The sequence below is a fragment of the Agromyces kandeliae genome (genome assembly GCF_009674665.1).
Lineage (GTDB): Bacteria > Actinomycetota > Actinomycetes > Actinomycetales > Microbacteriaceae > Agromyces > Agromyces kandeliae.
Genome location: NZ_WKJD01000012.1, coordinates 253,225 through 267,008, shown reverse-complemented (window position 1 = coordinate 267,008; position 13,784 = coordinate 253,225). Strand labels below are relative to the sequence as shown.

The 13,784-nt window shown below is 71.4% G+C and carries 15 protein-coding genes; 13 read left to right on the top strand and 2 right to left on the bottom strand.

Annotated features, from left to right (window positions below; genetic code table 11):
• Positions 1-5 precede the first annotated feature (5 nt).
• Genes GJR97_RS08365 through GJR97_RS08355 form a run of 3 tightly spaced genes read left to right on the top strand, consistent with a single transcriptional unit; the run spans position 6 to position 2,187 of the window.
• Positions 6-944, top strand: a complete 939-nt coding sequence (locus GJR97_RS08365) for a metal ABC transporter permease (RefSeq protein WP_154346018.1) — start codon at positions 6-8, stop codon at positions 942-944.
• Positions 944-1,786, top strand: a complete 843-nt coding sequence (locus GJR97_RS08360; RefSeq protein WP_154346017.1) for a metal ABC transporter permease — start codon at positions 944-946, stop codon at positions 1,784-1,786. The genes GJR97_RS08365 and GJR97_RS08360 overlap by 1 nt, the downstream gene beginning before the upstream one ends.
• The gene (locus GJR97_RS08355; protein WP_154346016.1) at positions 1,783-2,187 is read left to right on the top strand and encodes a Fur family transcriptional regulator; all 405 of its coding nucleotides are present in this window, start codon (positions 1,783-1,785) and stop codon (positions 2,185-2,187) included. The genes GJR97_RS08360 and GJR97_RS08355 overlap by 4 nt, the downstream gene beginning before the upstream one ends.
• A gap of 19 nt (positions 2,188-2,206) precedes the next feature.
• Here GJR97_RS08355 and GJR97_RS08350 read toward each other — a convergent pair whose 3' ends face one another.
• A complete protein-coding gene (locus tag GJR97_RS08350) occupies positions 2,207-2,812 on the bottom strand; it encodes a DUF2202 domain-containing protein (protein WP_154346015.1) in 606 nt (201 codons plus the stop codon).
• A 495-nt stretch (positions 2,813-3,307) separates the two neighbouring features.
• Between GJR97_RS08350 and GJR97_RS08345 the strand changes: the two genes are divergently transcribed.
• The 10 genes from GJR97_RS08345 (at position 3,308) to GJR97_RS08300 (ending at position 12,595) form a co-directional block, all read left to right on the top strand.
• Positions 3,308-4,777 (top strand): quaternary amine ABC transporter ATP-binding protein, encoded by a 1,470-nt coding sequence (locus tag GJR97_RS08345; RefSeq protein WP_154346014.1) that lies wholly within the window; start codon positions 3,308-3,310, stop codon positions 4,775-4,777.
• Positions 4,774-5,703 carry an ABC transporter permease gene (locus GJR97_RS08340; RefSeq protein ID WP_154346013.1) on the top strand — a complete coding sequence of 310 codons (930 nt, stop codon included), beginning with the start codon at positions 4,774-4,776 and terminating at the stop codon, positions 5,701-5,703. Before GJR97_RS08345 ends, GJR97_RS08340 begins: the two co-directional genes overlap by 4 nt.
• Positions 5,704-5,863: 160 nt before the next feature.
• A complete protein-coding gene (locus GJR97_RS08335) occupies positions 5,864-6,757 on the top strand; it encodes a glycine betaine ABC transporter substrate-binding protein (RefSeq protein ID WP_154346012.1) in 894 nt (297 codons plus the stop codon).
• 170 nt (positions 6,758-6,927) lie between these two features.
• Positions 6,928-8,295 (top strand): glutamate decarboxylase, encoded by a 1,368-nt coding sequence (locus GJR97_RS08330; RefSeq protein ID WP_154346011.1) that lies wholly within the window; start codon positions 6,928-6,930, stop codon positions 8,293-8,295.
• Between the two features lie 45 nt (positions 8,296-8,340).
• Positions 8,341-9,054: a hypothetical protein gene (locus GJR97_RS08325; protein ID WP_324613292.1), complete on the top strand. Its 714-nt coding sequence runs from the start codon at positions 8,341-8,343 to the stop codon at positions 9,052-9,054.
• Between the two features lie 148 nt (positions 9,055-9,202).
• On the top strand, positions 9,203-9,439 hold the full coding sequence (gene rpmB / locus GJR97_RS08320; RefSeq protein WP_056727420.1) for a 50S ribosomal protein L28: 237 nt from the start codon (positions 9,203-9,205) through the stop codon (positions 9,437-9,439).
• Positions 9,439-9,606, top strand: coding sequence for a 50S ribosomal protein L33 (gene rpmG, locus GJR97_RS08315; protein WP_021760158.1), 168 nt, complete (start codon positions 9,439-9,441; stop codon positions 9,604-9,606). Before rpmB ends, rpmG begins: the two co-directional genes overlap by 1 nt.
• 3 nt (positions 9,607-9,609) lie before the next feature.
• The gene (rpsN, locus tag GJR97_RS08310) at positions 9,610-9,915 is read left to right on the top strand and encodes a 30S ribosomal protein S14 (protein ID WP_154346010.1); all 306 of its coding nucleotides are present in this window, start codon (positions 9,610-9,612) and stop codon (positions 9,913-9,915) included.
• 272 nt (positions 9,916-10,187) lie between these two features.
• Positions 10,188-10,475 carry an HU family DNA-binding protein gene (locus GJR97_RS08305; RefSeq protein ID WP_129233735.1) on the top strand — a complete coding sequence of 96 codons (288 nt, stop codon included), beginning with the start codon at positions 10,188-10,190 and terminating at the stop codon, positions 10,473-10,475.
• Between the two features lie 176 nt (positions 10,476-10,651).
• Positions 10,652-12,595 (top strand): cytochrome c oxidase assembly protein, encoded by a 1,944-nt coding sequence (locus tag GJR97_RS08300; RefSeq protein ID WP_154346231.1) that lies wholly within the window; start codon positions 10,652-10,654, stop codon positions 12,593-12,595.
• 33 nt (positions 12,596-12,628) lie between these two features.
• Here GJR97_RS08300 and GJR97_RS08295 read toward each other — a convergent pair whose 3' ends face one another.
• On the bottom strand, positions 12,629-13,678 hold the full coding sequence (locus GJR97_RS08295) for a hypothetical protein (protein ID WP_154346009.1): 1,050 nt from the start codon (positions 13,676-13,678) through the stop codon (positions 12,629-12,631).
• Positions 13,679-13,784 lie beyond the last annotated feature (106 nt).

The window sequence follows — 13,784 nt, the reverse complement described above, 5'->3', positions numbered from 1 at the left end:
CGGGCATGCGACCGGGGGAGTGGTTCGCGATGAGCCTGGGCGACGTGCTCTTCGGTGCGTTCGCGCTGCCGTTCATGGGCCGCGCGCTGCTCGTGCTGCTCGTGCTCTCGATCGTGGCCGGCATCGTCGGGGTGCTCGTCAACCTGCGTGGGCTCGAGTTCATCAGCGACGGGCTCACCCACGCGGTCTTCCCGGGGCTCGCCATCGGCCTCGCCGTCGGCGGCAGCGCCGGGCTCGTGCCCGGCGCCGCGATCGCGGCGCTCATCGGCGCGGTCCTGCTCACGCTCTTCGTCCGTGCGGGGGTGACCTCCGACGCCGCGGTCGCCGTCGTGCTCACGGCCACGTTCAGCGTCGGCGTGATCGTGGTCTCGCGGAGCGACGACTACGCGGGCGAACTCGAGGCGCTGCTGTTCGGCCGCGTGCTGACGATCGCGCCCGAGGACGTCGCGCCGCTCGTCGTCGTGTCGCTCGCGGCAGCCGTCGCCGTCGGGGCGACCCTGAAGCAGCAGGTCTTCCGGGCGTTCGATCCACACGGCAGTCGCGCCGCGGGGGACCGCGGGCTCGCGCTCGACCTGGTCCTCAACGCGTCGATCGCGCTCGTCGTCGTCGCCGGGGCCAGCACGGTGGGAACCCTCCTCGTGCTCGCGCTGCTCATCGTCCCCGGCGCATCCGCCCGACTCGCGACCGTGCACCTGTGGCGGCTCTTCCCGATCGCGGCGGCGGTCGGCGCCGTCAGCGCCTGGCTCGGACTCGCCGTCGGATTCGGCGCGTCGGTCGGCGCAGGCATCGACCTCCCCGCCGGCAGCACGGTCGTCGCCGTCTTCGTCGTGGTGTACGCGTTGATGCTGGGGTACCGGCTCGTCCGAGACCGGATGCCCCGCTCGCCGGCGGCGCCCGCCGCGTCGCGCCCGCGTGCCCGAGCCGGAGCGGCGGGGGAGCGCTGATGGGCTACTTCGAGCGCGCGCTCCTCGCCGCCGTCGTCATCGGCGCCGGCGCGGGCTTCGTCGGCGCGCTCGTCGTGCTCCGACGGCGCACGTTCTTCGCCCAGGCGCTCACGCACGCCACCTACCCGGGGGCCGTCGCCGCGGCGGCGCTCGGGCTCAGCGTTCCGTTCGGTGCCGCCGTGGCCTCCGTCGCGATCGTCGCGATCGTGGTCGCGATCGCGCGAGTCAGGCACCAGGGGGCGCAGGTCGCCGCGGGCATCGTGCTCACGGGGGGCTTCGCGGCCGGTGCGCTCCTGCAGGCCCTCATCCCGGGGATCCCGGTCCGCCCCGAGACGCTCCTCGTCGGCTCGATCCTGACGGTCGGCGACGCCGACATCGCCCTCGCGGCCGCGGTGCTCGTCGGCGCGGTCGCACTGGTGACGGCCTTCGGTCCGCGCATCGCCTTCTCGACGTTCGACCCGGGCGGCTTCCGGGCCGCCGGGTTCCGGGAGTGGCCGGTCGAGCTGCTCGTGCTCGGGCTCACCGCGGCATCCGTCGTCAGCTCGTTGCCGGCCGTCGGCGCGATCCTCGCGATCGCGCTCATCGCGGCGCCCGCGGCGGCCGCACGCGCCGTCGTGTCGACCTATCGCGGCGTGCTGCTCGCGGCCCCCGTCATCGGCGCGGCGTCCGGCGTGATCGGGGTGCTCGCCTCGCGCGCACTGGCGGTCGCCGCCGGGCCGGCGATCGCGCTCGCGGCGACGGCGTTCTTCCTCGTCGCGCTCGGCGGCTCACAGCTGCGGCGACTACCCTCGAGGCGGGCTCCGATACCGGTGGAGACCGCGGAGGACGCACGGATCGCATGAAACGGAACACCTGGCAGCGCGAGGCGGTGCGCGATGCGCTCGACGGCACCGAGGGCTTCATCAGCGCGCAGGCCCTGCACTCCGCGTTGCATGCGAGCGGCTCGCCCATCGGGCTCGCGACCGTGTACCGGGCGCTCGGCGACCTCGCGGCGAGCGGCGACGCCGACTGCCTGCAGTCGCCCGAGGGCGAGGCGATCTACCGCGCGTGCAGCACCGGCCACCACCACCACCTCATCTGCCGGAACTGCGGCCTGACCGTCGAGATCGCGGCAGACGAGGTCGAGACGTGGGCGCAGCGCGTCGCGGCGGAGCAGGGCTTCACGGCGCCGGCGCACGTCGTCGACGTGTTCGGGCTCTGCGCGGAGTGCTCGCGGCAGGCCGTGGAGGGCGCGCGCGCCTGAGCCGGCCGCGGCCGCGCACTCAGGCGAGGCGCTCGAACGAGGCGAGGTGGTTCTCCGAGCCGGCGTAGAGCCGCTCGAGCACGCTGGTCACGTCGGCCTCGTCCTCGGCGTCGATCACCGCCCCGAGGTCGGCGAGGTCCTTCTCCTCGATCGCGATGCCGACCTGGATCGCCTCGTCGAGGCTGGTCGACCCGCGCGCGACGAGTTCGTCGTAGAGCGCCTGCAGGTCCGGATCCGTGAAGACGCCGACCTCTCCCGAGCGCGGGTCCTCGATGCCGCGCGCCGCGAGCAGCGGTGCGACGAGGTCCTGGTGTGTCGTCTCGCTCGCGGTGATGTTGGTGAAGACCTGCGCGCCCCAGAGGTCGCCGAGCACCACGTAGACGTCGTGCGCCAGCTTCTCCTCCTCGATCAGGTAGCGGAGCGCGGCTGCCGTGTCGAAGGCGTCCTCCTGAGCCGGCCCGGCGGATGCCTCGGGGGCAGGGGTCGTCGGCTCGGCCGACGTGGCCGCGGTCGGTTCGGACGTGGCGCCGGTCGGCGATGGCGTGCAGGCCGCGAGCGACAGGATCGAGCCCGCGAGGGCGATCGCGGCGACGGTGCTGATGAGCGTGCTCCTGCGGGTGGGCATGGTGTGCGCCTTTCCGGGACGGGCCGATGGGGGTCCGGGTTCCGCGGCTCGGGGGATCCGGCCGCAGTTCGATGCTAGCAATACCCCTGGGGTATTCCTCGGGACCGAGGTCCCGTCGCCCGGCTGACCCGCAGTGCACCCGGCCGAGATCGGAAATCGCAGGTCAGCGCGGAATCGCCTCGCTCGATTTGGGAACCGACCCGTGACGTGGATACGGTTGACGACGGTCCACGTGGACCACACACCCAGTCCGCGCCCCCGGTCGCCAGGCATTCCTCCGAGTGCCCACCGGGGTCGTACGGTTCCCTGCGTGGTGTCCGGCTCCTATGGCCGGGCGCGCTGGACTCGGTGCTCGCCCGGTGCACAGCACCACCGCGGCTCGAGCCCGTCTCCCGGATCGCGCGGAACCCGGCCGTGACCCTGAGCACGCTCCTGCCCGCCGGCCGCAGCGCACCATGGCCGGCGCGACGAGCGCGCTTCGGAGCGCCTGCACACATGCTCGAATCATCCGCCCCCGAGAAGGACGGCGTCGCGACCCACGAGGTCGCCGCGCCGCCCGGCACGACTCCCCACCCCATCCCCGACGCCGATGCGGCCGTGACCGCGGCCGCGGCCCGCCACGCCCCGCCCGCCCTCGAGGTCCGCGGACTCACCAGGTTCTTCGGCCGCAAGCCCGGCGAAGCGCTCCAGCGCCTCGCCGACGGCGCGACCCGGGACGACATCGCCCACCTCGGTACCGCGGCCGTCGTCGACGCCGAGTTCGACGTCCGCCGCGGCGAGATCTTCGTCGTCATGGGCCTCTCCGGCTCCGGCAAGTCGACGCTCATCCGCATGCTCAACGGCCTCCTCGAGCCGACCGCCGGATCGGTGGAGGTCATGGGGGAGCGGATCACCGGCGTCTCCCCGAAGCGCCTGCGTGCCATCCGCCGCGACCACGTCTCGATGGTCTTCCAGCACTTCGCCCTGCTGCCGCACCGCACGGTGCTCGACAACGCGGCCTACGGCCTCGAGATCCAGGGCGTGGGCGCCGACGAGCGTCGCGAGCGCGCCTCGCGGATCCTCGACCGCGTCGGCCTCGCCGGATGGGGCGACAAGATGCCGTCCGAGCTCTCGGGCGGCATGCAGCAGCGCGTCGGGCTCGCCCGCGCCCTCGCCGCCGACACCGACATCCTGCTCATGGACGAGGCCTTCTCGGCGCTCGACCCGCTCATCCGCCGCGAGATGCAGGAGCAGCTCGTCGAGCTCCAGCAGGAGCTCGGCAAGACCATCGTCTTCATCACGCACGACCTGAACGAGGCGATGTTCCTCGGCGACCGGATCGCCGTGATGCGCGACGGCCGCATCGTGCAGCTCGGCACGGCCGAGGAGATCCTCACGGACCCGGCCGACGACTACGTCGCGCAGTTCGTGCAGGACGTCGACCGGGCGCGCGTGCTCACCGCCGGCAACGTCATGGAGGCGCCGCGCGCGATCGTGTCCTCGTCGGCCGGACCGCGTGCCGCGCTCCGGACCATGCGCGACCTGCAGACCTCGACCGTGTTCGTGGTCGCGCCGGGCCGGCGCCTGCTCGGCGTCGCGCACGACCGCGAGGTGCTCCGGCTCGTCCAGCGCGGCGAGCGCACGCTCGACGCGGCCATCCGCGACGACATCGCGACCGTCGCCGACGACGTGCCCCTCTCCGAGCTGCTCGGCAGCGCGGTCGAGCACGAGCTGCCGCTCGCGGTCGTGGACGACCGGCACCGCCTGCTCGGCGCCGTGCCGCGCGTCACCCTCCTCGCCGCGCTCGGCAACGTCCCGGCCACCACCGGCGAGCTGCCCGCGATCACCGCGCCCGCCACGGTGCCCGTCGACGTGATCACCGAGACGCTGCGCTCGACGGAGGAGGTCGGGGCCGACCCCGCGCCGGGCCTCGAGGAGGCGCTCGCGACGGATGCCGTCGCCCCGATCGAAGGGAGCCGCGCATGAACGAGTTCCGCCTTCCGCTCGGCGAGATCGCCGAGGGCGCCATCGACGTCCTCACCGACGTCCTCGACGGCCTGTTCGACGTGATCCGCGCGATCTTCGCGGGGTTCTACGACCTCGTCGACCTCGTCCTCTCGACGCCGCCGTTCTGGGCCGTGATCGTCGTGATCGCCGCGCTCGCCTGGTTCGCCAAGGGCTGGAAGCTCGCGGTGGGCACCGTGGCCGGCCTCGTCGTGATCGTCGGCGTGGACCAGTGGGAGAACGCGATGGACACCCTCGCGCTCGTGCTCGTGTCCAGCGCGATCGCGGTGGTCGTCGCGATCCCGCTCGGGATCCTGGCCGCCCGGAACGACGTGGCGAGCCGCGTCATCCGCCCGATCCTCGACTTCATGCAGACGATGCCGGCGTTCGTGTACCTGATCCCCGCGCTGATCCTGTTCCGGGTCGGCGTCGTGCCGGGCATCGTCGCGACCATCGTGTTCGCGATGGCCCCCGGCGTGCGGCTCACCGAGCTCGGCATCCGCGGCGTCGACCGCGAGGTCGTCGAGGCGGGCCAGGCGTTCGGCTCGTCGCCCTGGCGCATCCTCCGGCAGATCCAACTGCCGCTCGCGATGCCGAGCATCATGGCCGGCGTCAACCAGGTGATCATGCTCTCGCTCTCGATGGTCGTCATCGCCGGCATGGTCGGCGCGGGCGGGCTCGGCGGCGACGTCGTGCAGTCGCTGACGCGCATCGACGTTGGCCTCGGCTTCGAGGCGGGACTGTCGGTCGTGATCCTCGCGATCGTGCTCGACCGGATCACCGGAGCGTTCGGCTCCGGCGATCGACGTCCCCGGCGCACGAAGCGAGCGGATGCCGCACCGGCTCGTCGCACCGACGGGCCGGCCGAGCCGGCCGAGCGCGACCCCGAGCTCGCGTCCACCACGTAACCAGACCATCCGGTCACCGCACGGCCGCCCTGCGGCACGGCGGCGTCCGGCATGCCCCCGGACGCGGCATCCGCCGCCTCCAGGACCCCCGCGCGGACCCGCGCGGAACCATCCCCGACACCCGTGCCACAGCACACGGGAGGAAAGGAACACCCTCCACATGACCAAGCGTCACCTGATCTCCACCATCGCCCTCGGCGGTGCCGCCGCGCTCGCCCTGTCCGGCTGCGCCGCGAGCGCCGAGGCCGAGACCCTCGACAACGGCGACCAGAAGGACCTCACCATCGCCGTGTTCAACGGCTGGGACGAGGGCATCGCCGCGAGCGAGCTCTGGAAGACCGTGCTCGAGGAGCAGGGCTACGACGTCGAGCTCGAGTACGCCGACGCCGCCCCGGTCTTCCAGGGTCTCAGCGACGGCGACTACGACGTCACGCTCGACACGTGGCTGCCCGTCACGCACGCGGACTACATCGAGCAGTACGGCGACGACATCGTCGACCTCGGCGCCTGGAACGAGGACGCCAAGCTCACGATCGCCGTGAACGAGGACGCCCCCGTCGACTCGCTCGCCGACCTCGCCGCCAACGCCGACGCGTTCGACAACCGCCTCGTCGGCATCGAGCCGGGCTCGGGCCTGAACCGCGTCACGACCGACAGCGTCATCCCGACCTACGGCCTCGACGGCATCGACTACCTCACGTCCTCGACGCCCGCGATGCTCGCCGAGCTGACCGCGGCGACCGACGCCGGTGAGAACATCGCCGTCACGCTGTGGCGTCCGCACTGGGCCTACGACGCGTTCCCGCTCAAGGACCTCGAGGACCCCGAGGGCACGCTGGGCGACGCCGAGGGCATCCACTCGTTCGGCAGCGCGAGCCTCGAGGAGACCCACCCGACCCTCGCGGGCTGGCTGCAGGACTTCTCGATGGACAGCGAGCTGCTGTACTCCCTCGAGAACGCCATGTTCAACGAGAACGACACCGACGACTACGGCCCCGTCGTGGAGCAGTGGATCGCCGACAACCAGGAGTACGTCGACTCCCTGACCTCCTGAGGTCGGGTCGCGCCGTGACGGCGCGATGAGCCGAGAAGCGGATGCCGCGGGCGCACGTCGTGCCCGAGGCATCCGCTTCGTCGTGCTTTCGGCCCTTGAGACGCCGATCGGCGGGGACTATCGTCCGCATCGGTGCGGCCGCCGACGGCCGACGCGATGGAGGGGGAACCATGCGCCACGACGACGAGCTCGAGCCGACGTTCACGCGGGCGGGGGAGGCGACGACCGCGCGGCACACGCGGATCCCGGAGCTGCCGATGCTGCCGGAGACCGCGTACCGCATCATCCACGACGAGTCGATGCTCGACGGCAACGCGCGCCTGAACCTCGCGACGTTCGTGACGACGTGGATGGACGAGCACGGCGATCGGCTGTACCACGACGCCTTCGACAAGAACATGATCGACAAGGACGAGTACCCGGCCACGGCGGCGATCGAGGAGTACTGCTGGCGGATCCTCGCCGGCCTCTGGAATGCGCCCGACCCCGACGACGCGATCGGCACGTCGACCATCGGCTCGTCGGAGGCGTGCATGCTGGGCGGGCTCGCGCTGAAGCGCCGCTGGCAGCACGCCCGCCGCGCGGCGGGGAAGTCGACCGAGACGCCGAACCTCATCATGTCGAGCGCGGTGCAGGTCTGCTGGGAGAAGTTCTGCAACTTCTTCGACATCGAGATGCGCTTCATCGACACGAGCGACGAGCACCCGCTCATGGACGGCACCGGGCTCGAGGACGTGGTCGACGAGAACACGATCGGCGTCGTCGTGATCATGGGCGTCACCTACACGGGCTCATACGAGCCCGTGACGAAGGTCGCCGCGAAGCTCGACGAGATCCAGGCGGCGACCGGCCTGGACATCCCGATCCACGTCGACGGCGCCTCCGGTGCGATGGTCGCGCCGTTCCTTCAGCCCGACCTCGAGTGGGACTTCCGCGTCGAGCGGGTGCAGTCCATCAACACGTCCGGCCACAAGTACGGACTGGTCTACCCCGGCGTCGGCTGGGTCGTCTGGCGGAACACCGCCGCGCTGCCCGAGGACCTCGTGTTCCGGGTGAGCTACCTCGGGGGGTCGATGCCGACGTTCGCCATCAACTTCTCCCGCCCCGGAGCGCAGGTGCTCCTGCAGTACTACCGGTTCCTGCGGCTCGGCCGGCTCGGGTACACCGCGATCCAGCAGGCGTCGCAGGACGTCGCCGTGTTCCTCTCGGGCGAGATCGGCAAGCTCGATGCGTACGAACTGCTGACCGACGGCACCGACATCCCGGTCTTCGCATGGCGGCAGACGCCCGGGCACACCGACAAGTGGACGCTGTACCACCTCGCCGAACGGCTGCGGATCAAGGGATGGCTCGTGCCGGCCTACCCGCTCTCCGGCGGCCAGTCCGACCAGACCGTCATGCGCATCGTCTGCCGCAACGGCCTCAGCCACGACCTCGCCGAGGACCTGTTGCGCGACATCCGCGAGGAGACGGAGTTCCTCGACGGCCTCGACGCGCCGATGCCGCACGAGGGCCTCGTCCAGGCATTCCACCACTGAGCGGACGGGAGCGGGAACGGGATGGCGGCGCGCAGGGTCGGCAGGGTGCGTCGGCTGCGTCGCGAGGCGTGGGGCTTCGCGATCGGGTCGCTGTGCTTCCTCGTCGCGGCCTTCCCGTTCTACGCGGAATGGCTCGGGTCGGTCGGAGTGAACATCACGTTCGTGGTCGGCTCCGTGTTCTTCACGCTGGCCGCGTTCGTCCAGTTGAGCCTGAGCGGCCGGCACCTGCCGCGCCGACGCGTGACCAACCGGGCCGACTGGTGGGACTGGTGGGCGGCCGCGGTGCAGTTCGTCGGTACGCTGCTGTTCAACCTGAGCACCACGCTGGCCCTGCTGGCCGCGATCGCGGCGCCCGACTACGTGGGGGCGGGCTGGAAGCCGGACGCGTGGGGTTCGCTCGCGTTCCTCGCCGCGAGCGCGTTCGCGATGGTCGCGACGACGCACCGAGGCGAGCTGTGGGACACGGACGCGCGCACCTGGCACGGCACGTGGCTGGGCATGCTCGGCTCGGTGTTCTTCGGGCTCTCCGCGATCGGCGCCTACGTGATCCCGGAGACGGGGACGCTCCTGAACCTCCTCTGGGCGAACCTCGGGACCCTGCTCGGCGCGCTGTGCTTCCTGCTCGCTGCGCTGCTGTCGCGTCGTTGGGTCGACCGCGGCGAGCCGACGAGGGACGGGCCGACGCGCGTCGACGGCGCGGACTCGCCGGGCGACGCGACGGCGGCGTGGCCGTCGGCGGGTTCGGGCTCGATGCCCTGATCTGCTAGGCTTTCCCTTTGGCTGGGCGCTTCCACCGCTCAGACCGTGGACGAACCACCTGTATCTACCGCGCGAGCGGAGGGGCTCGCCTGCAGACAAGAGACCTTGGGAGGGGCCGTCCGGCCCCTCGGTATTGGAGGAAAGACCAATGGCAGCAGTGTGCCAGGTGACCGGAGCCGTCCCCGGCTTCGGCCACAACATCTCGCACTCGCACCGCCGGACGAAGCGCCGCTTCGACCCGAACGTGCAGAAGAAGACCTACTACGTGCCGTCGCTGCGTCGTAACGTCACCCTGAACGTGTCTGCCAAGGGCATCAAGGTGATCGACGCCCGTGGCATCGAGGCCGTCATCAAGGACATCCAGGCTCGTGGGGTGAAGCTCTAATGGCGAAGCAGCAGGACATCCGTCCGATCATCAAGCTCCGTTCGACGGCCGGCACCGGGTACACCTACGTGACCCGCAAGAACCGTCGCAACAACCCTGACCGTCTCGTGCTCAAGAAGTACGACCCCGTGGTGCGCAAGCACGTCGACTTCCGAGAGGAGCGCTAAGACATGGCCAAGAAGAGCAAGATCGCGCGCAACGAGCAGCGCAAGGTGGTCGTCGACCGCTACGCCGCGAAGCGTGCCGAGCTGAAGAAGACGCTCGTCGACGCGAACGCGACCGACGAGGCCCGTGAGGCCGCCCGCATCGGCCTGCAGAAGCTGCCCCGCAACGCCTCGCCGGTGCGCGTGCGCTCGCGCGATGCCATCGACGGCCGCCCCCGTGGCGTGCTCACGAAGTTCGGCGTCTCGCGCGTCCGCTTCCGTGACATGGCTCACCGCGGTGAGCTGCCCGGCATCACGAAGTCGAGCTGGTAACTCCACCCGCTTCCCGAGAGGGGCGTCCCGGTCTCCGGGGCGCCCCTCTCGTCGTTCCCGCGCAGTGCTCCGGCGGCCGGGCCCGACGGATGACACGGCATCCGTCAAGCCCCCGGCGAACCTGCCCGAACGGACCGGAAATCCGCGTGTTTCCGCGGGACTCTGCTACATTCGAGGCGGCCTGAACGGCTACGGGGGCGATCGATGCGATCCGTTCTCCGTGTTTCCACACGACAGCTGTACCAACAGCGAAGGTCCGAGGAGGACATTCAATGGCTGACAAGTCGCTCAACAAGTCGGAGCTCGTTGCCAAGATCGCCGCGTCGACGGGCCAGAGCCAGACGGCCGTCGACGCCGTGCTCAACGGCTTCTTCGACACCCTCGCCGAGTCGGTCGGCTCGGGCACCAAGGTGTCCATCCCGGGCTGGCTCGCCGTCGAGCGCACCCACCGCGCCGCCCGCACGGGCCGCAACCCGCAGACCGGCGAGACCATCCAGATCGCCGCCGGCAACTCGGTCAAGGTGACCGCGGGCTCCAAGCTCAAGGCCGCCGCGAAGTAACCCGCGCGCGTCCTCAGACGCATTCCGCGACTCCCGAAGGGGCGCCCGGTACTCCCGGGCGCCCCTTCGTCGTGCCCGGGGCGATCGCTCCCAGCCGGCTCGCCTAGGCTCGTACGGTGATCCGTTCCGCCCGCGTGCTGGGCCCAGCCGCCCTCGTCGCCGTCGCGCTCGCCGCGATGACCGCCGCGCTCGTCTACGGCGGCGGCGCGGAGCCGTACCCGATCCAGGACCCGGGCCCGATCGCGCGGTGGGGCGTCCCCGTCGCGAAGCTGCTCGTGAACCTCGGCGCCGCGGGGATGATCGGCGCACTCGTGCTGGCCGTCTGGGCGTTGAGCCCGAAGCGACGCGAGTTCGACCTCGCGCTCGACGTGGCCGCGGCATCCGCCGCCGTGCTCACCGTCGCGAGCGCCGCGACCGGCGTGCTGACCTTCATGCTCGTGACGGGCGCGGAGTTCTCGCTCGGGGACCGCTTCGGCCAGCAGCTCGGCCAGTTCGTGACGTCGATCGAGCTCGGCCAGGCGTGGCTCGCGACGACCCTGATCGCGGCCGCGGTCACCGTGCTGTGCTTCGCCGTGCGGAACCACACCGCGCTCGTCTTCGTCGCCGTGCTGGCGGTCGTCGCCCTCGTGCCCATGGCGCAGCAGGGCCACGCGGCCGGTGCGTCCGGCCACGACGAGGCGGTCACGGCGCTCGGGCTGCACCTCGCCTTCGCGGCGGCCTGGCTCGGCGGACTCCTCACGATCGTGCTGCTGAAGCCCGCGCTCGACGGCGATCGGCTCGGGGTCGTGCTCACGCGCTACTCGACGGTCGCGCTCATCGCGTTCATCGTCGTCGCCGTGTCCGGCTACGCGAGCGCCGCCCTCCGGATCGGGACCTGGGACCAGCTCGCCACGCAGTACGGCGTGCTGGTCGTGATGAAGGTGGCCGCGCTCGTGGCCCTCGGCCTGTTCGGCGCCACGCAGCGGCGCGTGCTGATCGACCGGATGCTGCGGGCCGACGCCGCGCGCACCGATCGCGGCGCAGCCGGCGGATCCGCGAACCGGACCTTCTGGCTGCTCGTCGTCATCGAGCTCGCCTTCATGGGCATCGCCTCGGGCGTGGCCGCAGCACTCGCCCGGACGGCGACGCCCATCGACGAGGACGTCTCGGGTGGGCTCGCGCGAACGCCTGCCGAGATCCTCACGGGCGAGCCCCTGCCTCCCGCTCCCGACGCGACGGCCTACTTCACCCAGTGGAGCCCCGACCTGCTCTGGCTCATCGCGTGCGGGTTCGGCATCTTCTTCTACGTCGCGGGCGTGCTCCGGCTGCGACGTCGCGGCGACCGCTGGCCGATCTACCGCACCGTGCTCTGGGTCGCGGGCCTGCTGCTCCTCGCGTGGGTCACGAGCGGCGGCGTCGCGGCGTACGAGAACTACCTCTTCTCCGCCCACATGCTCGGGCACATGATGCTGACGATGGCGGTGCCGGTGCTGCTGGTGCCCGGCGCGCCGGTGACGCTCGCGGCTCGAGCCATCCGCCCGCGGAAGGACGGCAGCCGGGGTGGGCGCGAGTGGATCCTGCTCGCCGTGCACTCGAGGTTCGCGTCGATCATCGCGAACCCCATCGTCGCGGCGGTGCTCTTCGCGGGCTCGCTCTGGGTCTTCTACTACTCGCCGCTGTTCCGGTGGTCGATGGAGGACCACATCGGGCACGAGTGGATGATCACCCACTTCCTCATCACCGGGTACCTCTTCGTCCAGTCGCTCATCGGGATCGACCCGGTGCCGTACCGCCTTCCGTACGCGTTCCGGCTGCTCCTGCTGCTCGGCACGATGGCGTTCCACGCGTTCTTCGGCCTGGCGATCATGATGGGCACGGGGCTGCTGCTCGCCGACTGGTACGGCGCGATGGGGTGGGGCACCGATGCGCTCGCCGACCAGCAGCTGGGAGGCGGCATCGCCTGGTCGATCGGCGAGATCCCGACGGTGGCGCTCGCCATCACCGTGGCCGTGCAGTGGTCGCGCACCGACGCGAAGGAGTCGAAGCGTCGCGACCGGCACGCCGACCGCACGGGCGATGCCGAGCTCGAGGAGTACAACGCGAGGCTCGCGGCCCTCGCCGAGCGCGACGGGGTGCGCTGAGCTCGTCCGGTCGCGCTGAGCGGACTGAGCGGATCAGCGCAACTGGATCGAGATCGACCCGTCGGGCCGCACGGTCGCCTCGAGCGCGAGCGTGAAGGACTCGTCCTGTTCGAGCGTCGAGAACGCGCCGTCGAACAGCGACTGCACGTCGACCGAGATGTGCGCGAGCCCCGGGGTGGGCGGCATCTCGAACCTCGACTCGCTCGGCACGAGCGTGACGGCCGGGGACTCGACGATGCTCCACACGGGATCGCCCACCACGCGGTCGTCGATCACGACGCCGAACGGGCATCCGGCCGGCTGGAGCACGGGCTGGCTCGCGCACTGGTCCACGAGGTACTCGTCGACCTTGACCTGGACGCGTTCCAGGAACGCCGCCGTGGGGAGGGAGTCGACCGTGACGGCGGCCCTCGCCCCCGGCTCGGCGATGACCTGGACCGGGGCGGCCTCGAGGAGCGTCGACTGGTATCCGAACTCGTACACGGCGGGAGCGATCGCGAGGTACTGCGTGGTCTGCGTGAACGCGGCGAGATCGTCGCCCGTCTTCGCAGCGCGTGCGTCGAGCGTCAGCGACCCGACCGTGAACAGCGGGCTCTGGGCCGCCGTGACCTCGATCACCGCGAGCGGGCTCGTCGCGAACTCCCAGCGGTGCAGCAGGCCGTAGAGCGGTTCGATCGGGCTCACGACGAACGCCGTCTGCACGATCGACGCGTCGAGCCGATAGCTCACGGTCACCGTGTGCCGCCCGTCGTCATGGGCCTCGTCGGAGACGACGCGGACGTCCTCGGGACCGGACTCCACGACGTTCGAGCGCAGCATCGCGGTGGAGATGTCGGCGGGGAGCCCCGCGCCGGCCAGGTCGCCCTCATCGAGCCGGACGCCCGGCGTCGCGGCGGCGTTCACGATGTCGTCGCGCGCGATGGCGTCGAGGTAGCGTTCGACGAAGGCGGGCGCGCCGTAGAGGCTCTGGTTCAGCCCGCCGAGGGCGGCGAGGAACCCGGCGACGAGCATGACGGCGAGGCCTGTCCACCCGACGATCGCGACCGGCGACAGGCGTCCCTCACGTCGGCCCGAGCTCCCCACCCGGCAAGTCTAGACAGGGCCGTGTGACGGACCTGTTTCTCCACAACGTCGCGTGACGGGTCGACGGATGCCCCGGCCGGGGCCTCGGGGCGACGAGCTCGGTCTA